General features: G+C 57.1%; 19 protein-coding genes. 12 read left to right on the plus strand and 7 right to left on the minus strand.

Features of this window, described 5'->3' with window-relative positions:
• Nucleotides 1-55 precede the first annotated feature (55 nt).
• The 3 genes from NYE48_RS02880 to NYE48_RS02890 all read left to right on the plus strand — a co-directional run bounded on the left by NYE48_RS02880 (nucleotide 56) and on the right by NYE48_RS02890 (nucleotide 2955).
• Nucleotides 56-745: an ArsR/SmtB family transcription factor gene (locus NYE48_RS02880; protein WP_340996775.1), complete on the plus strand. Its 690-nt coding sequence runs from the start codon at nucleotides 56-58 to the stop codon at nucleotides 743-745.
• Between the two features lie 197 nt (nucleotides 746-942).
• Nucleotides 943-2481 (plus strand): HD domain-containing phosphohydrolase, encoded by a 1539-nt coding sequence (locus tag NYE48_RS02885; RefSeq protein WP_340996776.1) that lies wholly within the window; start codon nucleotides 943-945, stop codon nucleotides 2479-2481.
• A 171-nt stretch (nucleotides 2482-2652) separates the two neighbouring features.
• Nucleotides 2653-2955 carry a hypothetical protein gene (locus NYE48_RS02890; RefSeq protein WP_212948831.1) on the plus strand — a complete coding sequence of 101 codons (303 nt, stop codon included), beginning with the start codon at nucleotides 2653-2655 and terminating at the stop codon, nucleotides 2953-2955.
• Between the two features lie 174 nt (nucleotides 2956-3129).
• Here the strand turns inward: NYE48_RS02890 and NYE48_RS02895 are convergent, their stop codons facing one another.
• Genes NYE48_RS02895 through NYE48_RS02915 form a run of 5 tightly spaced genes read right to left on the minus strand, consistent with a single transcriptional unit; the run spans nucleotide 3130 to nucleotide 7180 of the window.
• Nucleotides 3130-4272 (minus strand): ABC transporter permease, encoded by a 1143-nt coding sequence (locus tag NYE48_RS02895; protein ID WP_340996779.1) that lies wholly within the window; start codon nucleotides 4270-4272, stop codon nucleotides 3130-3132.
• A 43-nt stretch (nucleotides 4273-4315) separates the two neighbouring features.
• Nucleotides 4316-5287 (minus strand): ABC transporter ATP-binding protein, encoded by a 972-nt coding sequence (locus tag NYE48_RS02900; RefSeq protein ID WP_340996782.1) that lies wholly within the window; start codon nucleotides 5285-5287, stop codon nucleotides 4316-4318.
• An 11-nt stretch (nucleotides 5288-5298) separates the two neighbouring features.
• Nucleotides 5299-6063, minus strand: coding sequence for a hypothetical protein (locus tag NYE48_RS02905; protein WP_340996784.1), 765 nt, complete (start codon nucleotides 6061-6063; stop codon nucleotides 5299-5301).
• Complete coding sequence (locus NYE48_RS02910; protein ID WP_036708726.1) at nucleotides 6063-6776, minus strand: ABC transporter ATP-binding protein; 714 nt, start codon at nucleotides 6774-6776, stop codon at nucleotides 6063-6065. Before NYE48_RS02910 ends, NYE48_RS02905 begins: the two co-directional genes overlap by 1 nt.
• Nucleotides 6773-7180 (minus strand): GntR family transcriptional regulator, encoded by a 408-nt coding sequence (locus NYE48_RS02915; protein WP_340996787.1) that lies wholly within the window; start codon nucleotides 7178-7180, stop codon nucleotides 6773-6775. Before NYE48_RS02915 ends, NYE48_RS02910 begins: the two co-directional genes overlap by 4 nt.
• Nucleotides 7181-7410: 230 nt before the next feature.
• Between NYE48_RS02915 and NYE48_RS02920 the strand changes: the two genes are divergently transcribed.
• Nucleotides 7411-8100 (plus strand): oxidoreductase, encoded by a 690-nt coding sequence (locus tag NYE48_RS02920; RefSeq protein WP_036708902.1) that lies wholly within the window; start codon nucleotides 7411-7413, stop codon nucleotides 8098-8100.
• A 113-nt stretch (nucleotides 8101-8213) separates the two neighbouring features.
• Here the strand turns inward: NYE48_RS02920 and NYE48_RS02925 are convergent, their stop codons facing one another.
• Together NYE48_RS02925 and NYE48_RS02930 are read right to left on the minus strand one after the other, a co-directional pair.
• Nucleotides 8214-9827 carry a response regulator gene (locus tag NYE48_RS02925; RefSeq protein WP_445324053.1) on the minus strand — a complete coding sequence of 538 codons (1614 nt, stop codon included), beginning with the start codon at nucleotides 9825-9827 and terminating at the stop codon, nucleotides 8214-8216.
• Nucleotides 9827-11632 (minus strand): cache domain-containing sensor histidine kinase, encoded by a 1806-nt coding sequence (locus tag NYE48_RS02930; RefSeq protein ID WP_341000591.1) that lies wholly within the window; start codon nucleotides 11630-11632, stop codon nucleotides 9827-9829. The genes NYE48_RS02925 and NYE48_RS02930 overlap by 1 nt, the downstream gene beginning before the upstream one ends.
• Before the next feature lie 153 nt (nucleotides 11633-11785).
• Here NYE48_RS02930 and NYE48_RS02935 point away from each other — a divergent pair, with 153 nt between their 5' ends.
• The 8 genes from NYE48_RS02935 to ltrA all read left to right on the plus strand — a co-directional run bounded on the left by NYE48_RS02935 (nucleotide 11786) and on the right by ltrA (nucleotide 24541).
• Complete coding sequence (locus NYE48_RS02935) at nucleotides 11786-12667, plus strand: carbohydrate ABC transporter permease (protein ID WP_212948834.1); 882 nt, start codon at nucleotides 11786-11788, stop codon at nucleotides 12665-12667.
• Nucleotides 12667-13503, plus strand: coding sequence for a carbohydrate ABC transporter permease (locus tag NYE48_RS02940; RefSeq protein WP_212948836.1), 837 nt, complete (start codon nucleotides 12667-12669; stop codon nucleotides 13501-13503). Before NYE48_RS02935 ends, NYE48_RS02940 begins: the two co-directional genes overlap by 1 nt.
• A 170-nt stretch (nucleotides 13504-13673) precedes the next feature.
• Nucleotides 13674-14960: an ABC transporter substrate-binding protein gene (locus tag NYE48_RS02945; protein WP_340996791.1), complete on the plus strand. Its 1287-nt coding sequence runs from the start codon at nucleotides 13674-13676 to the stop codon at nucleotides 14958-14960.
• 153 nt (nucleotides 14961-15113) lie between these two features.
• Nucleotides 15114-17564, plus strand: a complete 2451-nt coding sequence (locus NYE48_RS02950; RefSeq protein ID WP_340996792.1) for a glycoside hydrolase family 31 protein — start codon at nucleotides 15114-15116, stop codon at nucleotides 17562-17564.
• Nucleotides 17565-17803: 239 nt separating this feature from the next.
• On the plus strand, nucleotides 17804-20887 hold the full coding sequence (locus tag NYE48_RS02955; protein WP_340996793.1) for a DEAD/DEAH box helicase: 3084 nt from the start codon (nucleotides 17804-17806) through the stop codon (nucleotides 20885-20887).
• Nucleotides 20888-20928: 41 nt separating this feature from the next.
• Complete coding sequence (locus NYE48_RS02960; RefSeq protein ID WP_052146901.1) at nucleotides 20929-21660, plus strand: hypothetical protein; 732 nt, start codon at nucleotides 20929-20931, stop codon at nucleotides 21658-21660.
• A 169-nt stretch (nucleotides 21661-21829) separates the two neighbouring features.
• Nucleotides 21830-22654: a M15 family metallopeptidase gene (locus tag NYE48_RS02965; protein WP_373316214.1), complete on the plus strand. Its 825-nt coding sequence runs from the start codon at nucleotides 21830-21832 to the stop codon at nucleotides 22652-22654.
• Nucleotides 22655-23149: 495 nt separating this feature from the next.
• Nucleotides 23150-24541 carry a group II intron reverse transcriptase/maturase gene (gene ltrA, locus NYE48_RS02970; protein WP_340996795.1) on the plus strand — a complete coding sequence of 464 codons (1392 nt, stop codon included), beginning with the start codon at nucleotides 23150-23152 and terminating at the stop codon, nucleotides 24539-24541.
• Nucleotides 24542-24579 lie beyond the last annotated feature (38 nt).

Genomic DNA, 24579 nt, shown 5'->3' on the forward strand with positions numbered 1-24579 from the left:
ACCTTAACGTTTCGATTAAAATCGAAGTATGAATGTGTTTGAGGGAGGAACGGACATGAGCGCAAATCCTAACCTTGCGGAACTGGTATCTCTTCTGGGGGATTCGTCCCGGGCGGCGATCCTGACGAGTTTGATGGACGGCCGTTTCCATACGGCCAGCGAATTGGCGCTTGCGGCAGGCGTAACCCCGCAAACGGCCAGCTTTCACTTGGGGAAAATGGCTTCCGGCATGCTGGTTGCCGCCGAGAAGCACGGCCGGCATCGTTATTACAAACTGGCGAACGAAGAAATCGCGCGAGCGCTCGAAACGCTGCTATCGATTTCCCGGCCCGCCGAAATCAGGTCGCTGCGCCAATCCGAACAGATGAAGGCCTTATGCAAGGCCAGAACCTGTTACGACCATCTGGCGGGGAAGCTGGGCGTCGGGTTGACCCGGGCCATGCTCGAGCAGGGGTGGATCGAAGAAGGCGACGGCGAATATGTCGTGACGACGGCCGGCGAGCGTTTTTTTGCCGACTTGGGGTTGGATCTGCCTGCGCTGCGCAAGGAGCGGCGGTCGTTCGGCCGAATTTGCCTGGATTGGAGCGAGCGGCAGCATCATCTGGCGGGAAGTCTGGGTCAAGCGATCGTTGCCCGTTTGTTCGACATGAACTGGATCGAACGGGCGGCTTCCGGCCGGGCGGTCATCGTAACCGAACAGGGCAAGGAGGGAATCAAGAGATATTTCCACTTGGAATGGAAATGATTTTTAAAGTGATCCTATGAAAAAAGTCATACATTTTCATGCTTGCCCCGCTTGGCGGGGCTTTTTTTTGCCTTTGTCACAAAATGTTTCCGAAAGCGGGATGTTTCTTGCGATTATTGTCACATATTCCGTTCTTTCGTCCGATAATGATAGTAGTATTGGACTAGCCATTTTACGAATAAGGAAGGCTTTGCTGTATGAATACCGATTCTTCTTGCTTGGAGACGCGGAAGGTATACCGGTCGTTTCTGGGCAAATTGCTGCGCAATTATTTGATCGGGTTGCTGCTTACGGTTCTCGTCGTCGGCAGCGCGATCGTGCCGGCGACGCTGAACATCGCCACAGAGGAGTATAAACGCCTTGCACTCGTCTTGCTCGTTTCGCTCGTTTCCATGGGGGCTGCCGAATGGATCTTTTTTAACCGCCATATCCGCTCCATCCGGGAGGGGATTGCCGCGGGCGCAAGCCTGGACGTGCTTCGCAGAGCGTTCATCCAAACGCAGCGGCTGCCGCTGCTGACCGTCTTTCGGATTTTGGTGCCGCATCAGCTGAGCTTCTCGATTCCGGCGCTGCTGTTGACGGCATGGATGCTGCACGAAGGCCTGCTGACCTTTCCGGGGTCTTATATCCTGGTGGCGGCTTTGGGGGCGCTGCTGGTGGCCGGGATGCATGCGATGCTGGATTTTTTCCTGACGACGGCGGCTATCCGCCCGATGCTGATCGAATTCAAAATGCTCGCCGAAAAAAAGTTCCAGGTGGAGCTGGATGCCGATGACCATGTGTTGTTGTCGATCCGTCCCAAATTTTTGGTCAGCGGCATACTGATGGGCACCTTGCCGCTGCTGCTGTTCAGCCTTGCCGCGCATATCCGGCTGGAGCAGCTCGACGGCGGCATGTTCCAAAACTACTGGGGCTGGGCCGGGCTGATCCTGCTCATCGATTCGGCTTTTGTTTACATGGGGGCGAGGCTGATCACCCAAGACATCGAGCGCCCGATTTCGCAGCTGTACGATGCGATGAACGAAATTAAGGAAGGACGGCTGACCAAGGTCCAGAACGTATATTCCGATGAATTTTCCAAGCTGGTTACCGGCTTCAACATGATGGTCAGCGCTTTGGAAATGCGGGAAAAGGAGAGCCGGGCCATGCTGGACAGTTATTTCGTCACGCTTGCCGTAGCGCTGGATGCGCGCGATCCGTACACCGCGGGCCACTCGTTGCGCGTCGCCGAATATTCGGAAAAAATCGGCCGGCTGTGCGGCATGTCATCCGAGGAGCTGGCGATCGTGCGGAAGTCGGCGCTGCTGCACGACATCGGCAAAATCGGCATTCGCGACACCGTCCTGCTGAAGGAGGGACGATTGACCGATGAAGAATTTGATCAGATCAAAGCGCACCCGGAGCTCGGCGAGAACATCCTGCTCCAGATCGAACCGAAGGAAGTGATGGCGCCGCTGCTTCCGGGCGTCCGTTCGCATCATGAGCGTTACGACGGCAAAGGATACCCCGATGGGCTCGCCGGGGAAGAGATTCCGGTGCTCGGAAGGATCATTGCCGTAGCCGACGCCTATGACGCGATGACCTCCGACCGCCCTTACCGCAGAGGCATGGCGCCGTCCATCGCTTTGTCCATTTTGGATGAAGGACGGGGAAGCCAGTGGGACCCGGTGTTCGCCAAGGTTTTTGTGGACCATATGCGAAAACAGCTGCCCTCGATTCCCAAATGGGGGGCCTGAAGGCTAGAAAACGTCTGCCGGAACGGCAGGCGTTTTCTTGTGGAGAGGCAGGCTTCTTTGATACAATGTCAACAAAGAGGCGGCGCCATGACGTATCGGGTGCCGTTTGACATCCTTGAGCGAAAACAAAACGGGCTGGATTGAAAAATGATCAAGGCGGAGGCGGGCGATATGGGGATCGGAAAAGCTGCGGCGTGGACGCTTGAAGCGCTGCGCAGCATCATGTTTTTGGCCGTGGGATTGTTTGCTTTGGGGGCCGTCGAAAGGCCGCTGACGGACGGGAAGGAGCTGGCGCCGATCCAGATGCTGCTGTTTCTCGCCGCGAATTTGACGGTTCTTTATGTGCTGCACCGCAATTGGTTCGGGCAGCGCCGGTTTTACCGTTCCGCGGAAAAACCGAAACTGTCCGGGGCAAAGACGGTGGCGCTCATCGGGTTTGCGTGTGTTGCCATTTTCATCGTAAGCGTATTTTGACTCAAAGAGCATGATAGGGATCAAGCGAAAGGGCTGTCCTGCCGGCAAATCGGCGGGACAGCCCTTCATTGTTGCAAGCTTCTTGCTTCTTGGGGGAACCTCCATCCTACGCGGCCCGTTTTCTTGGGAAGTGCGTTGGCCGCTGTCTTTTATCGGGGGCCTCGGTCGGCGACGCTAGTTGGCCGCCGAACGGAGAAAACCCGGCAGTCTGAGCATGGCCACGGTAAGTCCGGCCAAACCGAACGTGAGAAGAATGAGGGCTGCGCCCCATACGTCCCCTAGATGTGCGCCATGGGCGATAATATCCTGCAGCGAATGCTGCGCCCAAAATTGCGGCAGGAAATGGCCGACCGTTTGCACAGCCTTCGGCAGGAGATAAGAAGGGACCCACAAACCGCCCAGCATGGCGCCCCCCATGGAAATGACCTGCGTGATGACCATGGCCGCGCCTTCGCCCGGCACGAGGAAGGAGAGGGCCAGGCCGATGCCCGTGCCGGCAATGCTGAGGGACACCACGATGACGGCGAGCGCGGCGACGTCGCCCAGCGCCAGGCCGTATACGAAATGGCCGAAGGCGAACAAAATGACGCACTGGGCGATGACGGTCAAAACGAACGGAAACCACATGCCGAGCAAATAATGCAGCGGTTTGATGCGCGTCGTTCGGATGCGCGACAGCAGTCCGGTTTTCTTTTCCTCGAAAAAGCGGCGGGCCATCGTGATCATGATGAAAAAGACGAACATGACCGTCATGCCGGGCACGACCTGATCAATCACGCTGAACTTATCGGCGGACGCCGTCACGTTTTCGATCCGGATCGGGGAGGCGAGAGCCGCTTCGGCCTGCGCTTGGGATTCGCCTTTGGCGATCAGCAGGTCCGTCAGCTTTTGCTCGCGGTATTGGGTGGAAATGCTGCCGAGAATGGCCTGGATGGGAGCGACCTCCATCTGGGCGGACGGGTCCTGATACAGCTTGACGTCAGCCGCTTTCCCCGACTTCATCGCCTGCTCGAATCCGCTCGGGATGACGAGCATGGCCGAGAATTGCCCCTGCTTGATTTTGGCGAGCTGCCCGCTTACGTCATCCGCAGGAAGCTGTTCCACGTCCATGATGCCTTTCATTTGGCCGATCAGCGCCTTGGACGCGGCGGTCTGGTCCTGATCGATCGTACGCAGCGTCACGGAGGCCCCGCCTTCGCCCTGATTGAAGACGGAACCGAACATGACGATAAAAATAATCGGCATCAAGAGGAGAAAAAAGAAGCTTTTTTTATCCTTGCCTATGAGCCGCAGCTCTTTGATAATCATCGATCTCATCGTTGGGAATCTCCTTTGTTCAAAGTTTGGAACCGAATGTTCGTTAGTCGCGAAGCGCCGTTCCGGTGACCTTCAAAAACACGCTTTCGAGCGAAGGGCGGACGATTTCCAGCTGCTTGACGTCCCATGCCTGCTGCGAAGCCTGGCGCAAAAGATGCTGCATAAGGGCCGAAGGCTGTTCCGTCTCCAGCAGCCATCCGGACCCCTCCTTGCGGGAGGAGGCGATATAAGGATCTTGAGGCGGTTCGGTCAAGCCGGGAACTTCCAGATAAATCGCTTTTTGGCCGTATTGCTCAAGCAGTTGGCCCAGCGGGCCCATCGCTTTGACCGTGCCCTGATCCATGATCGCGATTTCGTCGCAAAGGGCTTCGACCTCTTCCATGTAGTGCGTGGAGTAGATGATGGTCACGCCTTCGCGGTTCAGCTCGCGGATCATCTCGAAGATATGGTTGCGCGATTGAGGATCGATCCCCACCGTCGGTTCGTCGAGAATGAGGAGCTTGGGCCGGTGGAGCAGGGCGGCGGCAATGTTGATCCGTCTTTTCATGCCGCCCGAGAAGGTGCTGACCGCCTCGTTTGCCCGCTCGAGAAGCCCGGTCTTGGCAAGCACCTCATGGATCCTTTGCTTCAGCTCCTTGCCTTTGACCCCATAGGCTTCCCCGAAAAATTCAAGGTTCTGGTAAGCGGTCAGCTTTTCGTACAGCGTAATGTCCTGCGGAACGTAGCCGATATATTTGGCGACGGCATCCGTTTCGCTGGCGGCATCTTTGCCGAACAGCTTCGCGGTGCCGCTGTCGGCCTTGACGATGCCCGTCAATATTTTCATCGTCGTCGATTTGCCGGCGCCGTTCGGGCCAAGAAAACCAAACGAGGTGCCGGGCTTCAGCGAAAAAGTGACGTTTTCGAGCGCCTGCTTTTTGGCGTACGCTTTTCGCAGCCCTTTGACTTCTAGCATATACTCGTTGTTAGATGCATCGTGGTCAGCCGCCTTTGGCGGATGAATCGTTTGAACCATGTTTTTTCCTCCTATAAATCCAGTTTCTTTTCAAGCAAAAACGCCGTGATCCGAAGCACTGCAAAGGCCAGGATCCAGTCCACCGCGACGATGGCCGGAAGCTCCAGCGGATAAGAAACCCAAAGGCTTTGCTGCGGAGAAAAGCTTGATGCGGGAATGACGATGTCCGTCAAGGAATACGTCAGGCCGAGGGCCGCCATGAAAACAACCCACAGGATCGGCGCCAAAGGACGGATGACGGTGTGTTGAAGAATGCCCATCAGGATGCCGGCCGCGATGATCAGCGGGCTCAGCGTGACGATTAGCGACAGCCATTGGATGCGGGTTGCCATAAACTCCCGGGCCGTTTCGAACGAGTAGTAGGGAATGGTGAAGGAAAGAATCATGACGTATACGGACGCGATGACAAATAGCATCAGGATCGCTGCCCATACCTTCAGCCAGCTGCCCAGCCATTTGGCGGCGATGAGCCGCATGCGGGATTCGGGAATCGTGAGCCACCAGCCGTAGGTTTCGTTGCCCCATTCGTTTTTGACGGACCCGAATCCAAGAAAAAATACGATGTATGGAAAACCCAGGGTAATGCTCCAAATGGCATTAACCTGAAGATCGTTCCGCAGGGCAAAATAGGTAGCGGTACCGATCATGGCGACCAGGATGCATAAAAAGTAGGCCCTCCACCAACCCCGGGGAATGCGGGTCCGGTTTTGCTTTTTCCAGTTTCCTTTGCTTCTAAACTCGTGCCGTACCAAATCACGGAAAACTGCGGAAAACATTAATCGTTCCACTCCTTCGCGTACAATTTGCGGAAAACGTTCCGCAGCGAGCCGTATTCCGCCCGCAAATCCTCGGAATTGCCGGACCAGATGGCACGGCCTTCCTTCAGCATGACCGTGTAATCGAACAGCCCCTCCACTTCCTGGATGTCATGGGTGCTGATCAGGATAGACTGCTCGCTTTCTTCCAGAAAATCGATCAGACTGGCGACGATCGCTTCCCTGGACATGACGTCGATCCCTGTAAACGGCTCGTCGAGCACGACAAGATCCACGTCCCGCGCGAGGCATAAAATGAGCATGATCCGCGCTTCCTGGCCTTTGCTCATGCCGCCGACGCGCATGTCGAGGTCGATCTCCATTTCATCCGCGAGCTGAATCGCGCGTTCCATGGAGAAGCCGGGAAGGAAAGAGTTTCCCCATTCGAGCGCTTGCCGGGCCGTATGATTCGGATACCATCGGGCGCGGTCGGGAAGATAGGCGATGCTTTGGTTCGTCCGCCAGCCTGGCGTTTTCCCCAGCACCTCGACCCGTCCTTCGTCAGGTCTCACCATGCCCGTCAACGTACGGAATAAAGTCGATTTGCCGCAGCCGTTCGGGCCCAGTATGCCGGTGATCCTTCCCGCGGGAATCGCAAGTTCAAGCCGGTCCAGCGCGATTTTTTGGCCGTAACGCTTCGTTACCTGATGGCATTCCACAATGTTTGGGATCATAAACCGTCTCCTCCCGTTCCCGAATCTTTTTTCCCCCGGACGTATTTCTCGATGTCTTCCCATGAAAGTCCGAGGCTTTCCATCTGCTCCATGAAACTGTCGATATATTTGGCGGCCAGAGCCGTTCGAAAGGAGGCCACGTTGTCGGCGGAGGAGGTCACGAACGTGCCTTGACCCCGGCGTTTCTCCGTCAATCCGTCCCGTTCCAGCTCCTGGTAGGCCCGCATCACGGTATTCGGATTAATCCGCAATTCCTGCGCGAGCTCTCTGACCGATGGCATTTTTTCTCCCAAAGCAATCTCTCCTTTTGCTATTGCGCTTCTGGCTTGGTCCAGTATCTGTTCATATAAAGGTTGACTGAAATCGATCTGAAAATGCAGCGAGCCAACCTGCTGTTCTTCCATAGAGGTTCCTCCCACCGTACCGAAGTACGATTAGTGATTTAAGTGTATTATATCACTTAATACACTTAATACAATAGGCAGAACCTGTTTTTTTGAAATGGAGGGTTTATCCAACGCAAAAAACAGTCTGCTTCCGGGTGGGAAAGGACAGGCGGGGGCCTGTTGAAACCGGATACCTGGAACAGGTAGAATGAGGAAAAAAGGATGACATAGAAAGCGGGGTGGGGAAGATCGGATTGCAGGCATTGGTGCTTGGCGCCACGGGGCTTGTGGGCGGAGAGCTGGTTGCGGAACTGCTGCGCAGCGAAGCCTATGATGCCGTTGTCGTGCTGACGAGGCGTCCGTTGGCGGTTCGCCATCCGAAGCTGCGGGAAACGATCATCGACTTGGAGACGTTGGAGGATCATGCGGAAACGTTCCGGGGCGTCAGGGATGTGTTTTGCTGCCTTGGCACGACGATCCGAAAGGCGGGATCGCAGGCGAAATTCCGCAAGGTCGACCTGGAATATCCGCTGCGGGCGGCGAAAATAGCGAAACGTCAAGGCGCCGGGCAGTTTTTGGCCGTCACCGCGATGGGGGCCGATCCCAATTCCAAAATCTTTTACAACCGGGTCAAGGGCGAGGCCGAAAAAGCCATGGCTTCCGTGGGCATCCAGGGCGTGCATTTGTTTCGGCCGTCGCTGCTGCTCGGCGAGCGAAACGAATTCCGCTTCGGCGAGGCGGCAGGGGCCTGGGTCATGAAAAGCCTGGATCCCCTCATGCGGGGCAGGGCGGCCAAATACCGGGCGATGCCGGCTAGGACCCTTGCGCGTGCCATGGTAAACATCGCTTTAACGGGGACGGCCGGCGTCCATGTATACCCGAACGACGTGATTCGCGTGCTTGGCATGGAGGCGGAAGATGGCTGCGTGAATGCTTGAAGCCCTCGCGCTCTTTTGATAGCGATAGCATAAAACAAAGCGTCCCGGGATCCGTCATGGATCCGAGGGACGCTTGTTTTTTCGCCGATCAGCAAGCGGAATGAGGGGAAGACTCAGCGCACGGCCTGCTCCTTCCGGTACTCGTTAGGGGTTTGGCCTTCCTGCTTTTTGAAGACCTTGCTGAAATATTTTTCGTCCTGGTAGCCGACCATTTCGGCAACCTGCGCGATGCGCAGCTGCGGGTTCAGCAGCAGCAGCTTCGCTTTTTCGATGCGCACGCCCGCAAGGAAATCCGAAATGTTCACGCCGAATTCCTGCTTGAAGCGGCGGGAGATGTATTCGCGGCTCAGGAAAAAGCGGGCGGCCATGTCCTGCAGCGAGATATCCTCGGCATAATGGTTTTCCAAATACGCGGCGATGTCGTAAATGATGTGGTTTTCCCGGGAATGCCGCTGCGTGAGCATCCGGCTGGCCGCCGTCAGCCGGCCTTCGTATTGGGCTTTCCAGAGCGGGAAGGAAAGCCTTCCCTGCGGGTCGAGCGGAAGCGACCGCGGGAGCTCGAGCAGCGCGTCCTTTTCGGGTCTATCTGGGGACGGGCTATCGTTGTGGTCCATCCACTGCTTCAGCATCCAGTCCCATTCGGCATTCCACTGCTCGAGCTGCTCCGGCGTCACCGCGCCGAGCTCCCCGACCCGGCTCATCCAGGCGTCCACCGCCGCACCGATTTTTTCCGCGCTGCCGCTGAGCGCGGCCAGCCGGAAGCTCTCTTCGTGCGAGCTTAGACGAAGCGGTTTCGGGGGCTGCGGCGCGTCGGCGTGAAGCCAGCCGGAACCGCTTAACGCGTTCCGCCGCCACAGGGCCAGGCGGGCCTCCTGATAGGAAGCGGCTGTTCCTTGCGGAAAAGGCAGGCACGATCCGGCCCCGATATGCACCTGACGGTGCAGCGTCAGGTCGATTCCCTGCCGGATGTTTTCAAGGACGGCCTGATGCGGTATCGTTTCGTCCCATAGCAGCATGACGATTTCCTCGGGGCGTCCCAAATGGTGAAAGGCGATGCCTTTTTGTCCGGACATCAGGACTTCATTGCAGATATTGATCAGCGTAAAGTACAGCAGCTCCGGCATCTGCCCGAATTTATCCAGCACCTCGTGATCGAGCTGGGCGGCGCTGATGACGGCGGCACGGCAGGAGCCCGCGGAATCCGGCAGGCCGAACTCGTCCCGGAGCTGCCGGGCCAGTTCCTCTTTGCCGCCGGGGCCGCCGATGAGGTCGGTCAGCAGCTTGTCCGCATAATGGGGCCGCATCCGGTTGAGTTCCATGTTTTGGCGCGTGCTGAGGCGGTCCTGCAGCGCTTCCTTCCGTACGGCCTCCACGGCTTTTTCCAGCGCTTCGTTCAGCGCATCCGGATCGACCGGCTTCAAAATATAATCGAGGCCGCCGCTCCGGATCGTGTGCCGCACCAGCTCGAAATCGTCGTATCCGCTGATGACGATCGTTTTGACGTCGGGGCGGTTGTCCTTGATCCATTCGAGCAGTTTGGTGCCGTCCATCCTCGGCATGCGCATGTCGGTCATCACGATTTGCGGGGATTCCTCCGCGATGAGCTCCACGGCCGCTTGCCCGTCGGACGCTTCAAGAATGCCCGTCACGCCATGTTCGTCCCAATCGGCCAGCATTTTGATCGCATCCCTCACGTGCTTTTCGTCATCCGCTATCAAAACCTTCATCATTCGTTCGTCTCCTTCGTATATTTCGCTTTGGTGTGTATTCGGGCGATGATCCGGACGCCTTGCGGCTCCATGTTTTCGATATGCAGCGCCGATCCGTGCTCGTTGTACAGCTGAAGGCGCATCATGACGTTGTGCAGCCCGATTCCATACTCCCCGTTTCCGTCGGCCTGCGTCCGGTTTTGCTGGCGTTCGAGCCCGGCGGCGAGGCGGCTTAGCACGTCGGGCGGAATCGACTCCCCGTTATTTTCGATCGTAACCGTGAGGACGCCTGCCGGCTCCATCCGGCTTATGATGGCGAGTTTTCCTTTCCCGCCTTCCGGATTGTCCATCCCGTGTTTGAAAAAGTTCTCGACGAGCGGCTGCAAAATCATTTTCGGCACCGGCACCCCCAGCGTGTCCGGCTCCAGATGGAGCGAAAATTCCAGCTGATCGCCAAACCTCTCCTTTTGCAAATCAAGATACAGCTTCACGTGTTCCGCTTCATCCTGAAGCGTGACGAGCGCGTCGTTGTTGTTCATGCTGTAGCGCATGATTTTCGCAAGGGATGTGAGCAGGGCATAAATCCGGGGCGCGTTGTGATGAAGTGCCAGCGTGCCGATCGACTGCAGCGTGTTGTATAGGAAATGCGGATTGATCTGGGCCTGCAGCGCCTTGAGCTGATTGGTTTTGTTGGCCAATTCCAGCTTGTATTCGCGCAAAATGAGGTTGTTGATCGTATCCATCATCTGCCTGAACCTGGCGAACATGATGCCCGTTTCGTCGCGGCTGCTCCAATCGATATCGACGTTCAGCTGGCCGGATTGGATCCGGTTCATGTAGCTGGTCAAACGTTTGATCGGCTCGGTGATGCGCACCGATATGAACAGCGTGCCGAAGATGATCACGAGCAGGGCGATGACGGCGATCACCGTATTGATTTTCGTGAGCTCGGTGGCCCGCTCATACAGCGTCGCGTTCGGGATCCGCTTGATGATCGTCCAGTCGGTATAAGGCGTTTGCATCTTTTCGTACACATGCATCGCGCCGTTCATTTCAAAATAGCCGCTGACGTTTTGGCCGATATGGTCAAGCACGGCTTGATCCTGCAGCTTTTGGCCGATTTGCTCGTCGTTGCCGGAATAAATGACGCTGCCTCCCTGGTCGACGATGACCAGCTGCTCGTTCTTTTTATTAAACAGCTGTTCGCAAATGGCCGCAACCGAATCGAGCCTGACGTCGATGGCCAGCACCCCCAGCACCTTTTCCGAAGGGATGTTGGTGATCGTCCGGTGGAAGGTGAACACCTGGCGCTTCGTATACGAGGTCGGCGACGGGGGAAAACCATAATCATGGCTGTTATGGGTCGGCTCGACGGCGGTCGTGAATTTTTCGTACGGCACGGTACTGACGTAAGGCACGGGACGGAACTCCCTTTTCGGAAAGGTGGCCGGCGTCACGAGCGTCGATTGGTTGGACTGCGAAGCATGCAGGTAGATCCGCTCGATGCCGCTCACCGTGTTTTGTATGTTTTGCAGCAGCGTGAACACCTCGGCCACGGCGCGGTAATCCTCGGGAATTTTGCGCAGGTTCCGCAAAAAATTGGCGTCGTTATACACGACGAGCGAAGCCTTGTTGATATTGTCCAAATAATTGCTCAGATTCGTTTTCCCCTGAAAAATCAAATGCCGGTTTTCCTCCAGCGCCTGCTCCTTAATCGTTTCCTTCGTATGGATATACGTGATGCTGATGGACAGCAGCAGCGGTATGGTCGTCGCCAGCAGCATGAACTGGATCAGCCGCGAGCGGATGCTGCGGAACTTCATCGGTTTGTCCCTTTCGTTTACATAATGGCCTCTTTTCGGCATATCAATATTTTCCCCCTAACGGTTCACGATCCTCCGTTTTTTTTGTAAACGCATTCCTCCATACTTAACCTACAGACAGTCAGAGTATTTTTTGCAAAGGGGAGAATCGGGATGAATCGCAAAAAAACGTCCGGGCTGCTTCAGCAGCTGGTGTTCGTGGGGCCGTCCACGCTCTTTTTTACCGTCATTATTGTGATTCCGTTCCTGCTGGGCCTCTATTACTCCTTCACGAGCTGGAATGGAGTATCCGGCGAGGTCACCTGGGTCGGCATCGACAATTTCAAACAAATATTAACGAAAGATCCCGACTTTGGGAAGGCTTTCTGGTTTACGGTCCGCTTTACGGTAATCGGCATTATTTTAACCAATCTGCTCGGATTTTTCCTGGCCTATTTCCTGACGAAGCCGCTGAAGACGCGCAACGTGCTGCGCACCGTCTTTTTTATGCCGAACGTGATCGGCGGCCTGCTGCTGGGTTTCATTTGGCAGTTTATTTTCGTCAAAGGGTTTGCCGCGGTCGGCAGCGCCACCGGCTGGCATTTCTTCAATCTGCCTTGGCTTGGCGATGCGACGACCGCCTTCTGGGGCATCGTGATCGTGTTCGTTTGGCAAACCGCGGGTTATTTGATGGTCATCTACATTTCGTCGATCAACAACATTCCGAAGGATATCATCGAAGCGGCGGAAATCGACGGGGCCAGCAGGCTGCAAATTTTGAAAACGGTCATTATGCCGCTGGTCATGCCGGCCGTTACCGTCTGCTTGTTCCTGGCGATCTCCTGGTCCTTCAAAATGTTCGACCTGAACCTGTCGCTCACGAAAGGCGGGCCGTTCCGCTCGACCGAATCCGTGGCGCTGAACATTTACAACGAGGCGTTCCAGAACAACCGTTACGGGCTGGGCACCGCCAAAGCGATCATATTCTTCGTCGTCGTGGCGGTCATTACGAGCCTGCAGGTGAAATTGACGAAATCGAAGGAGGTTGAATCCTGATGGAAGTATCCAAAAAATACCGCTTCGGAACGCTTGCGACCGAAATCGTCATGGTCGTCATCGCGCTGCTCTTCCTGATTCCGTTCTACTTCCTGTTCGTGAATTCGGTCAAAACGTTCGGCGATCTGCTCACGAATGCCGCGAGCTGGCCGAAAAGCTTCGAATGGCATAACTATGCCAAGGCATGGGACATGACGAATTTCCCGACGGCCTTCAAAAACTCGCTGATCGTCACCGTGTTCAGCAACCTGCTGCTCGCGTTGTTCAGCGCGATGGCGGCTTACCGGATGGTGCGCCACAACAGCCGTTTCAACCGGTTTTTGTTCGCCGTTTTCGTCGCGGCGATGGTCATCCCGTTCCAATCGATCATGATCCCGCTCGTGAAAGTGATGAGTTCGCTGGGCCTGATGAACAGCATACCGGGATTGATCGTGAGCTACCTCGGTTTCGGCGTGCCGCTTAGCGTATTCCTGTTCCACGGGTTCGTCAAGTCGATTCCGCTGGAGATCGAGGAGGCCGCGCGGGTGGACGGCACCAACACCTACGGCACCTTTTTCCGGATCGTGCTGCCGCTTTTGAAACCGATGTTCGTTACGGTTATCATTTTAAATACGCTGTGGATCTGGAACGATTACCTGCTGCCGTCCCTGGTGCTGCAAAGCGCCGATCTACGGACGATTCCGATCGCGACGTTCGCGTTTTTCGGGCAGTTCACGAAGCAGTGGGACTTGGCGCTGCCGGCGCTTGTGCTCGGCATCCTGCCGGTCATCATATTTTTCCTGGCGATGCAGAAATATATCGTGGAGGGCATTACGCAGGGCGCGGTCAAGGGCTGACGGATGCATGAAACGGGGCGGGGCTTCACAGGTCAATCCGCTCCCCCTGTTTGATCAATATCGTAAGTGCTCATTGGCGACGCCGGTTTTTATAATGAAGAAGTAAACGGTTACAAAGATAAAAACATGGCAGGATTTCGGTTCACACCGCAAAAAGGGAGGACTCATTCATGAAAAAACGTTCCAAAATCACGCTTGCTTCGATGCTCGCGCTTTCCGTTGTTCTGGCGGGCTGCGGCTCGAAAACGGACAAAACGGCCGACGGCGGAAGCGAAGGGCAAGGCGGTACCAAAACGATTCATATTTTCCAGTTCAAAGTCGAAATCGCGGAAGCGCTCAATAAATTGAAGGCCGATTACGAGGCAAGCCATCCCGGCATCAAGCTGGATATCCAAACGGTCGGCGGCGGTTCCGACTACGGCGCGGCCCTGAAAGCGAAATTCGCGTCCGGCGAAGAACCCGACATTTTCAACGTCGGCGGGTATACGGATCTGAACACCTGGGCGGACAAGCTTGAGGATCTGTCGGGCGAAAAATGGGTCAGCGACATGGTGGACGTGTCCAAAGACCAAATCACGAAAGACGGCAAAATTTACGGCATGCCGATGAACCTTGAGGGCTACGGCTTCGTCTACAACAAGGACCTGTTCAAAAAGGCGGGCATCACCGAAACGCCGAAAACGCTGACGGAGCTGGACGCAGCCGCCAAAAAGCTGCAGGATGCCGGCATCACGCCGTTCGTCAACGGCTACCAGGAAGGCTGGATTTTGGGACAACATACGCTGAACGTAGCGTTTTCCCATCAGAAGGACCCCGGCGCTTATATCGAAGGCCTGAACAAGGGGACGGAAAAATTCGCAGGCAACCCGCAGATGGACGGGCTGATGAAGCTGTTTGACCTGACGCTGAAATACGGCAACAAAAACCCGCTGACGACCGACTACAACACGGAAATGACCATGTTCGCAAACGGCCAGGCCGCGATGACGCAACAGGGCAACTGGACGCAGGTCCAAATCGACGGCATTACGCCGAACATGAACATCGGACTCCTGCCGATGCCGATCAGCGATAACGCGGAAGAAAACGACAAGCTGCTCGTCGGCGTGCCGAACAACTGGGTCGTCAACAAAAACTCCAAAGTCAAAGACGACGCGAAGGAATTTTTGAACTGGCTCGTGACGTCCGATCAAGGCAAAAACTACATCACCAAGGAATTTAAGTTCATTCCGGCGTTCAAGAGCATTAACGCCACGAAACAGGATCTCGGCGCGCTGGGCGCGGAAGTGCTGAAATACAGCAAGGAAAACAAGGTGCTGAGCTGGCAGTTCGCCAGATTCCCGGAAGGCGCATGGAATGAATTCGGTTCGAGCATGCAAAGCTATATTGCAGGCAAATCGGATAAAGACCAGCTCCTTGCGGACTTCCAAAAAACTTGGGATAACCTGAAGAAATAAAAAGAACGAAGCGGCATCGGCCGATAAGAGGAGGCTCCCTTTGAACATTCGAAAGGAGCCTCTTTCCATCCCGGGCATCCGTACAAAGGCGTCACAACTACGGTAAACGCAAGGAATCGGCATCATGTGCATCAAGAAGAAGGAGCGAGAGACATGGAAGGAAGCGAAGCAATCCGCCCGGACAAATACACGGAGGCGGGTCACACGGAAACAGGGAGATACTTGGGTGCGTTCCAAAGGCTGGAGCGGCGCGGGGATACGTTTGTTTTGCGGGCCGAACGCGGCGGAGCGGCGGTATTGTTCCCGGCGGACGGAATATTCCGGATCAAATTTTTTTGGCAGGGAGAACCGGACTTGTCGTCGACGGTGGCGATCGACCCGGCGTTCAGGCAAAAAAGCGAAAGCGGGATCGGGCTGGAGGAAACCGGCGACCGGGTGATCCTTCGTACTTCCCTGATCGCGCTTGAAATCGACAAACCCACGTTTGCGTTCACGGTCCGCGACAAGGAAGGGAAGGTTCTCTGCCGGCAGACCCGCCTTGTGTGCCAACCGCGGAGCGGCGTGCACGCGGTATATGACATGCCGCAGGATTCGCATTTTTACGGCCTCGGGGAGAAATCCAGCTTCCTCGACAAACGCGGCGAGCGTTACACGAACTGGAACACCGACGTCTATGCGCCCCATGTGCCGGAAATCGAGGCGCTGTACCAATCGATCCCGTTCGTGATCCATATGGCCGGGGGAACGAGCTGCGGCCTGTTTTTGGATAACCCGGGCCGGACCGAGGTGGATATGAGAACGCATGCCGATGCGTTTACGATGGGCTGCAGCACCGGGGATTATGATCTCTACTTCATCGCGGGGCCGTCGGTGAAGGACGTGGTCACGCGCTATACGGCGCTGACCGGACGCATCGAGCTGCCGCCGAAATGGGCGCTCGGGTACCATCAATCCCGTTACAGCTACATGGATCAGGAGGAAGTATTGGAGCTCGCGCGCACCTTCCGCGAAAAAAACATACCGTGCGACGTCATTTATTTGGATATCCATTATATGGACGGGTACCGGGTGTTTACGTTCGATCCGCTGCGTTTCCCCGATCCGGAAGCGATGATCAGGGAGCTGCGCGGCATGGGCATCCGCATCGTGCCGATCGTCGATCCGGGCGTCAAAAAGGATCCGAAATACGGCGTGTACAGGGAAGGCGTGCAGCAGGGGCATTTTTGCACCAGGCTCGAAGGCGACATTTATTTCGACGAGGTATGGCCCGGAACAAGCGCGTTCCCGGATTTCACCGATGACCGGACGTCGAAGTGGTGGGGGGATCTCCATTCCTTTTACACGGAGAACGGAATCGAAGGCATTTGGAACGATATGAACGAACCGGCCGTGTTCAATGAAAGCAAAACGATGGACCTGGACGTCATCCACCGTAACAACGGCGATTTGAAGACGCATGAGGAGCTGCATAACCTTTACGGGCTGCTGATGTCCAAGGCGACGGCGGAGGGGCTGAAGCGGCAGCTGGACAACCGCCGCCCGTTCGTCCTCACCCGCGCGGGGTATGCCGGCATTCAGCGTTATGCGGCGGTATGGACGGGAGACAACCGCAGCTTCTGGGAGCATATGGCGCTGGCGATGCCGATGGTGCTGAACATGGGCTTGTCGGGTTTGCCTTTCGCCGGTCCCGATATCGGCGGCTTTGCCCACCATACGTCGGGACAGCTGCTTGTGCGGTGGACGCAGATGGGCGCGTTTTTCCCGTATTTCCGCAACCATTCCGCAATCGATACGCTGCGTCAGGAGCCTTGGGCGTTCGGTGCGGAGACGGAGGAGATCATCCGGAAGTACATCGGTCTTCGCTACCGCTGGCTGCCGCATATCTACAACCTGTTCCAGGAAGCGGCGGCCACAGGCCTGCCGGTGATCCGCCCGCTTGTGCTGGAATATCCGGATGACCCGAACGTGACGAACCTGTGCGACCAATTCCTGCTCGGCGATGCCGTGCTCATCGCGCCGGTTTATCGCCCCGATACGGATCACCGCGCCGTTTATTTGCCGGAAGGCCGATGGTTCGATTATTGGACGGGCGAAAAGCTCGAAGGGGGACGGCATATTCTGGCCGCCTGCCCGCTGGATACGATGCCGATGTACGTCAAATCCGGGGCGATCGTGCCCGAGGGCGCGCTTGCGCAGCATGCGGACGACCAGACGGACGGGAACCTGACGTTCCATATCTACGGCGCGGAAGCCCTAAGCGGATTCCAGGCGGAGTACAGCCTTTACGAGGATGACGGCGTCACCTACGATTACCGCGACCAAACCTACTCCCGTTTGAATGTGCGCCTTGAAGGCCAAGAGGGAGGCCTCAAGCTGTCGTATGCCTATGCGCATCGACAATACGAGGCGAACCGGAGCCTGCTGCGGTTTAAGCTTTGCCGTCCGGAATTCGCTCCGAGCGGGGTGCAGGGGCTGCCTGCCATTACGGTCGAGCAGCTCGGCGAAGGAGCCGAAGGCTGGCATGTGGACGGAGAAGGCAGCCTGATCATCCAGGCGGCGGACCGGCCGTCCGGAGCAAGCTGGATGATCACAGCCGCAAACTAACGCATGAGCCAAGCCTGTTTTGAACCGGAATCCCGGGGAAAACAGGCTTGGTTTTTTTATGCAAGACCGTTTCCCTTTTGCGTTCGAAGCCGTTTGCAGAGGCAGGGCCCCGCCGCGCCGCCGCTCCCAAACAAAACTTCGTCACGCGCCGAAAAATAACGATTGAGGTTTTTAAATTCGGCGGTTTTCGTATAAGATGAAGATATTATGTTTAATCACGGAAACGACAGGAGACAACCATGAATCAACCGCTATATGGCGTATGGCTAGGAGACGTGTTTTTTTGTTTTTCGGGAGAAATGTCCGAACCGAAGGTAGACGCGTGGAGCAAGGTCGTCAAATCGCTCCAGCTTCCGGACGGGTCGAAGCCGTTTAAGCAGGCGGTTCTCCGGCTGGCGGAGCTTCGGTACCCTTCGCCGTCCGCCGGCCAGCGAACGGCCCGGCGCGGCGAAAAGCGGCAGCTGATGGGCAGAACGCTGGAGGGGCTGGCCCTTTCGCCGGCCGATGCCTTTCACATGCTGCTCGCTTTGGATGAAGCCGCCTGCTCGCGCCTCGGCCTTCGGCCGGGAGCTGAGATGGGCTATTGGGCCAAGGCTGCGCGTTTTGCGCTGGAGCTGCTGCTTCGCGGCCAAATCGCGCCGGGAACGGCCGAGGTATCCGCGGGAGGAACCCGGCGGCGCGCGGGCGTGCTTGCGCTGACGGGCAGCTGGAAGCCAAGGCTGCGCGAGCCGCATGACGTGGAGCGTTTCAGGCAGCTTGCCGGCGCCATGCCGCCGGTCGGGCTTGGCGTGCCCGCGCTTCTTGGGAGCGAGCCGATGACGAAACATGAGGCGGGGGCAGCGGTGCTGCATTCGTTTCTCAGCGCGATGATCCATGCCAGCGTGCAGGAAATCGTGCAGGCGCAGGAAGGCAAGCTGTCGCGATACCAGGCCGACTACCGGCGCGGAACGTCGCCGCTGGCCGAGCTTTGGTGGAACAGCCTGCTGACGGCGAGCCGGACGATTTCCGTTCAGGGAACGACGGAAGAGATCGCGGGTTTGGCCGAGGACGTGGCGGCCGCGGGGTTTACTTCGGTTCCCGAAGGCCCGCAGGACGAGGAGCGTTCCCGTTCCGGCCGGCTGCGGCTCGGATTTCGCCTCGCTCCGAACCATACGGAGGAGCAGGAGCGCTGGAAGGTTACCTTTTGGGCGGAATTTCAGGACGAATTCGGCGCCTGGCTGCCGGCCGCGGCGATCTGGGGATACAAGGAACGCGACATTGAGCGGCGCGGGAAAACCTATATAAACGTGCAGGAGCAAATGCTGACCCTGCTGGGGGAAGCGGCCGAATTCTCCCCTGAAATCGCAGCGGCGCTTACCGTCCCTGCGCCTCAGGGGCTGGAGCTGTCGAGCGAAGAAATGGTGGCGTTCGTAAGGCATTCGGTTCCGCGGCTGAACAAGGCGGGAATGGCCGTGCAGATGCCGTCCAAATGGAGCCGGAAGGGCCGGCGGCGGGTCGGGTTGTCCTTAAAAATGCAAACCGACGACCATAAACCGGGCCTCCCCGTGGTCGGCATGGAGCAGCTGGTCTCCTTCCGCGTGGAGGCGGCGCTTGACGGGCTAACGCTGTCGCGCGAGGAGCTGGCCGAGCTGGCCGAAGCTTCCTTGCCTTACGTCAAGTTCCGCGGGGAATGGATCGAGCTGGATTTGAAGGAAATCCGCCAGGTTCTCCGCTATTTGAAAAAACATGACGAAGGCGAAATGGATCTTTCGGAATGGCTTCATTTATCGGCGGAAGAAGGCGGGGAGCGGTTCTGGAAAGGCATTCCGGTGCTCGGGCTTGAAACGGCCGGGTACCTTGAGTCGCTGCTGGGCGAAGACGGCCCGCGCAAAGTGCCGGCCAGACCGGTGCCGGCATCGCTGCACGGCGTGCTGCGCCCGTATCAGGAGCGGGGATTTCAATGGCTGTCCGCCATGAGGGACATGGGCTTCGGCGTCTGCCTGGCGGATGACATGGGTCTGGGCAAAACGATTCAGGTCATTACCTGCTTGCTGGAACAGCACCGGAAGGGCATGAATCCGGTCCTGATCGTATGCCCGACGTCGCTGCTCGGCAACTGGCAGCGCGAACTGCAGCGGTTCGCCCCGGATTTGAACCTGTATATCCACCACGGCAACCGCCGGCTGCACGGCGAACAGTTTTTGCAGGAAGTCGGCAAACACGACCTGGTGCTGACCACGTACCACTTGGCGGGAAGGGACGGAGCAGACCTGGCCGCCATGGCCTGGACGTCCGTCGTGTTGGATGAAGCCCAATACATTAAAAACCATCGCACCAAACAGGCGCAGAGCGTGATGAAGCTGTCGGCCCCCCACCGCATCGCGATGACGGGAACGCCGGTGGAGAACCGCCTGGGCGAGCTGTGGTCGATTTTTCACTTTTTGAATCCGGGATACCTCGGCACCGCGACATCGTTCCGGCAGCGTTACACGGCCAGCGATGCAGGGACGGAAAAACTGCAGGAGCTTCATAAGCTGGTCGCTCCCTTTATGCTGCGGCGCCTCAAAAGCGACCCGGATATTCGCAAGGATTTGCCGGAGAAGCTGGAAATCAAGTCGTATTGCGCGCTCACGCCGGTTCAGGGTGCCATGTACCAGGCCGTCGTCGAGCAGGTGATGGAGCAAATCGGGAACGAAACCGGCATTGCCCGCAAAGGACTCGTGTTGTCCTCGCTGACCAAGCTGAAGCAGATTTGCGATTCGCCGCAGCTGCTCGGCAGGGAAGAAAAAGGGTCCAAGGGCGAATCCTCCGGCAAAATGGAGCGGCTCTGCGAGCTGCTTGACCAGATTCAGGAATCGGGGGAAGCCGCTTTGATTTTTACGCAATACGTGGCGATGGGGCATCTGATCGTGGCGCGCCTGGAGCAGCGGTACGGCGTCAAACCGTTCTTTTTGCACGGGGGCGTCTCCAAGCAGGAACGGGACCAGATGGTCAGCGCGTTCCAGAACGGGAAGGGTTCGCCGTTTTTCGTGCTTTCGCTGAAAGCGGGGGGCGTCGGCTTGAACCTTACCCGGGCGAACCATGTGCTGCATTACGACCGGTGGTGGAACCCGGCGGTGGAGAACCAGGCGACGGACCGCGTATTCCGCATCGGCCAGCAGAAAAACGTCCAGGTCCACAAGCTGATCTGCCAAGGAACGCTGGAAGAGCGGATCGACGAGCTGATCGAACATAAAAAGGCGTTATCCGAGCAGGTCGTCGGCTCCGGGGAAACGTGGCTGACCGAAATGTCCGACAGCGAGCTCAGGGAACTGATTACGCTTCAGGGAGAAGATTGGATGTAGCCTTCAAGAAGTAAGAACACAGCAGACCGGGAGGGGTACGGGTGACCAATAACATGGATACGTTCGAGCTGAGCATTGTCCCCGGCTGGATTCATGCCACAGCGGCGCCGGCCAAGGAGAACAGGCAAGGTGCGCCCTGGGAGGCCCATATACCGGCGGCTCCTTTTGCCGCGGAGGAAACCGCGGACATTCTTAGGGAGCTTGCCGGACATCCGCTTGAACTCCATGCTTTGCTGAAAGGGCAAATGCCCTTATGGCTCGAGGAGGATGTCATGTCGCGGTATGTGCCGGATTTGGATCGGGCGACATGCGCATGCGGGCAGGATGGCTGCGATCATATCCGGCTGGTCTTGGAAGAAGCGGAGCGAAAGTTCCGGGCGGAGCCGCTGCTCCGTTTGGCGCTGCTGGGGCTGCCGAGGGACCGGCTGCTGAACGCCGTCTTCCGGGATTGGGCCGAGCGGGTGCCTCCGGCCGCCGAATCCTCGGACGGCGATGCCTTGGGCAAGCTTGAGGAGAAAGGAAAAGGCGGTCCGCTGGCGGGAGAATGGCTGGCCGAGGCGGCGGAGCAGGGGAAACTGCATGAGCCGGGAACGGGGTTTCGCGACGTGGCTGTTTCATTGCGGACGGAGCCGGTTGACGAATTCGAAGTCGACGATTGGGCGGCGCTGTTGCCCCGGGTGAAAAACGTGCAGCAGATCATTCGTCAAATCGCGTCCGATGCAGCCGACAAAGCGCGGGAACGCGCGGACAAATTAAACAATCCGGCTCCATGACCCGCTGAAGGGTTCCGCAGTCTGCTTTCGGTGTTGCCGAACGGTCCCGCGACGATCCATGCGCGATGCGCTTGCTCCCAAAATTCGACTTGTTTTGCCGCAACTCCAAGAATCAAGTACAATGGACATAAATGACTGGCAAGGCAGAGTTAGGAGAATGGACATGAGCATGCAAACATGGAAAAAGGGATTATGGACGTGCCTGCTGGTAACCGCGCTTGTGCTTCCGACCGCCGTGCTGAGCGGCTGCGAGAAGACCGGCGGTTCCGGCAGCGAGCAGGGACAAGCCCTGAAAGGGGCGGGAAGCAGCGAACAGGAAAATCAGGTTCCGGCGGATCCCGTCATGCAAAAACGCAGCGAAAGCTCGCTGCAGGCGACGATCAAGGAAGAGGACGGAAAAGAAGTGGTCACGAATCCGGAGGCGATGACGGTCATCGTCAACAAGCAGCGGAGCCTGCCGGAAGGATACGAACCGTCCGACCTTGTGGAGCCGAACGTGCCGTTTTCCTTCGATGGGCCGCACGAGAAACGGCATATGCGCAAAGAGGCGGCTGAGGCCCTCGAAAAGCTGTTTGCGGGCGCGAAAGAAGACGGCATCGAGCTTCGGGCGGTCTCGGGGTACCGTTCGTACAAGCGGCAAAAATCCATTTACGAAAACAACGTACGGACCAAAGGCGAAGAATATGCTTCCCGCGTAAGCGCGGTGCCGGGAACGAGCGAGCATCAGACCGGCCTGACGATCGACGTATCCAGCCCGAGCGTCAACAATGAGCTGGAGGAAACGTTCGGCGACTCGCCGGAAGGCAAGTGGCTTGCCGAGCATGCGCCGGAATACGGCTTCGTGATCCGGTATCCTAAAGGCCGCGAGGACATTACGGGGTATGTGTACGAGCCGTGGCATATCCGGTACATCGGCGTGGACTTGGCGGAAGACGTGGCGAAAAGCGGCCTGACGCTGGAGGAGTATTTCGACGAGGCGAATATCAAGCTGTAGGCAAGAGGATGGAAGGTATCGCTTCCTTGGATATAGGAAAAGGACGGACAGGCATGTTAGCCTGATCCGTCCTTTTTTGGTACGCCCAGCATGGGCGTCATCTCTAGGGTGAAAGTCCCGAACGGGGGCTGGCGAGCGCCTACCGTTAGCTAAGGGCAAGGGTGTCTGCCGCGAGGCAGAATCCGAAGGAAGCCGGAGGCAAAAGCACGGGCCAAGGTACACGAACTGGATTTGAGGCAGGGATAGCCGGATGAGCTGCCCGAACACAGCGAAATCCCAAGCCGCCAAGAGCTATTTCTGTAAACTCCAGTGGTCGCGGGCGGAAAGATGACGTTCTTATCTGGGGAGGCCTGCGGGAGGAAAAAAAATGCGAAGTCACTTCGTAACCGTAACCGAGAGGTTGCGCTGAACCCGCAGGAGTCAGCAGAGGTCATAGTACGTGAGTACGGGACGCCGGAAAGCGGAAGGACCGAACCGAAAGGAGAGAGGAAACCGATGCGTTCGAGTGAGGAGCAAAGAAAGCCGAATATCCCGCAAGGGAGCTGCCGACAAAGAGGAGCGGTGAAGCCGCAAGGGTATGTTGGAGCGCCGAGCTCTTCACCGGCACAAGTCGCCCCTTCCCCTCGCGGAGATCAAAACGACTTGCTGGAGAAGATGCTCGAAGGAAATAACCTTCGGCTCGCCTACAAACGAGTGGTTCAAAACGGGGGAGCTCCTGGTGTGGACGGCGTAACGGTAGCCGAGCTACAAGCTTACCTGAAAACCCACTGGGAAACGGTGAAAGCCGAACTTCTGGCGGGAACCTACCGGCCGGCGCCAGTCAAACGGGTGGAAATCCCCAAACCCGGAGGCGGCGTACGGCTGCTGGGCATCCCGACCGTGATGGACCGTTTCCTCCAGCAAGCGCTTCTGCAAGTGATGAATCCGATATTCGACGCAGACTTCTCGTGGTACAGCTACGGCTTCAGACCCGGAAAGCGGGCGCATGACGCGGTGAAGCAAGCGCAGCGGTACATCCAAAGCGGCCGAAGATGGGTCGTAGATCTGGACCTGGAGAAGTTCTTTGACCAAGTGAATCACGACATGCTCATGGCAAGGGTGGCGCGGAAGGTGAAGGACAAGCGAGTACTGAAGCTGATCCGAGCCTACCTGAGTGCCGGAGCGATGGAAAACGGAGTTTGCCAAAAGACAGAGGAAGGAACCCCCCAAGGCGGTCCGCTGAGCCCGCTGCTGGCAAACATTCTGCTGGATGATCTGGATAAAGAACTCACCAAGCGAGGCTTGTGTTTCGTCCGCTATGCGGACGACTGCAATATCTTTGTCGCAAGCAAACGGGCAGGTGAACGTGTCATGAGATCGATAACTCACTATGTAGAAGGAAAGTTGAAACTGAAGGTGAATCGGGACAAAAGTGCCGTAGACAGGCCGTGGAATCGGAGATTTCTTGGTTTTAGCTTTCTGAGGAATAGACAGGCGACGATTCGTCTGTCCCCTAAGACGATCTCCCGATTGAAGGAGAAAGTCCGGGAGCTAACGAATCGTTCCCGGTCCATATCGATGGAAGAGCGAATTTTAAAATTGAACCGCTACCTCATGGGATGGATTGGATACTTCCGGATAGCTTCTGCCAAGGGCCACTGCGAGAGATTCGACAAATGGATTCGAAGAAGACTGCGCATGTGCTTATGGAAACAATGGAAGCGAGTGCGTACACGTATTCGAGAACTCCGCGCCCTGGGCGTGCCAGAATGGGCCGCTTTTATGATGGCCAACTCCCGCAAAGGAGCTTGGGAAATGTCCCGAAACATAAATAACGCCCTTCCGACAACCTATTGGGAAGCGAAAGGGCTGAAAAGTTTGCTTTCTCGTTACTTGGAACTTCGTTAACCTTTTGGAACCGCCGTATGCGGACCCGCATGTACGGT

It is taken from the genome of Paenibacillus sp. FSL M7-1455 (assembly GCF_038004655.1).
Taxonomy (GTDB): Bacteria; Bacillota; Bacilli; order Paenibacillales; family Paenibacillaceae; genus Paenibacillus_AQ; species Paenibacillus_AQ cookii.

Bases quoted from the DNA above. Each gene is read 5' to 3' on its own strand.
- NYE48_RS02880 (WP_340996775.1), top strand. From the start codon at position 56: ATGAGCGCAAATCCTAACCTTGCGGAACTGGTATCTCTTCTGGGGGAT.
- NYE48_RS02885 (WP_340996776.1), top strand. From the start codon at position 943: ATGAATACCGATTCTTCTTGCTTGGAGACGCGGAAGGTATACCGGTCG.
- NYE48_RS02890 (WP_212948831.1), top strand. From the start codon at position 2,653: ATGGGGATCGGAAAAGCTGCGGCGTGGACGCTTGAAGCGCTGCGCAGC.
- NYE48_RS02895 (WP_340996779.1), bottom strand. From the start codon at position 4,272: ATGAGATCGATGATTATCAAAGAGCTGCGGCTCATAGGCAAGGATAAA.
- NYE48_RS02900 (WP_340996782.1), bottom strand. From the start codon at position 5,287: ATGGTTCAAACGATTCATCCGCCAAAGGCGGCTGACCACGATGCATCT.
- NYE48_RS02905 (WP_340996784.1), bottom strand. From the start codon at position 6,063: ATGTTTTCCGCAGTTTTCCGTGATTTGGTACGGCACGAGTTTAGAAGC.
- NYE48_RS02910 (WP_036708726.1), bottom strand. From the start codon at position 6,776: ATGATCCCAAACATTGTGGAATGCCATCAGGTAACGAAGCGTTACGGC.
- NYE48_RS02915 (WP_340996787.1), bottom strand. From the start codon at position 7,180: ATGGAAGAACAGCAGGTTGGCTCGCTGCATTTTCAGATCGATTTCAGT.
- NYE48_RS02925 (WP_445324053.1), bottom strand. From the start codon at position 9,827: ATGAAGGTTTTGATAGCGGATGACGAAAAGCACGTGAGGGATGCGATC.
- NYE48_RS02930 (WP_341000591.1), bottom strand. From the start codon at position 11,632: ATGAAGTTCCGCAGCATCCGCTCGCGGCTGATCCAGTTCATGCTGCTG.
- NYE48_RS02935 (WP_212948834.1), top strand. From the start codon at position 11,786: ATGAATCGCAAAAAAACGTCCGGGCTGCTTCAGCAGCTGGTGTTCGTG.
- NYE48_RS02940 (WP_212948836.1), top strand. From the start codon at position 12,667: ATGGAAGTATCCAAAAAATACCGCTTCGGAACGCTTGCGACCGAAATC.
- NYE48_RS02945 (WP_340996791.1), top strand. From the start codon at position 13,674: ATGAAAAAACGTTCCAAAATCACGCTTGCTTCGATGCTCGCGCTTTCC.
- NYE48_RS02950 (WP_340996792.1), top strand. From the start codon at position 15,114: ATGGAAGGAAGCGAAGCAATCCGCCCGGACAAATACACGGAGGCGGGT.
- NYE48_RS02955 (WP_340996793.1), top strand. From the start codon at position 17,804: ATGAATCAACCGCTATATGGCGTATGGCTAGGAGACGTGTTTTTTTGT.
- NYE48_RS02965 (WP_373316214.1), top strand. From the start codon at position 21,830: ATGCAAACATGGAAAAAGGGATTATGGACGTGCCTGCTGGTAACCGCG.
- ltrA (WP_340996795.1), top strand. From the start codon at position 23,150: ATGCGTTCGAGTGAGGAGCAAAGAAAGCCGAATATCCCGCAAGGGAGC.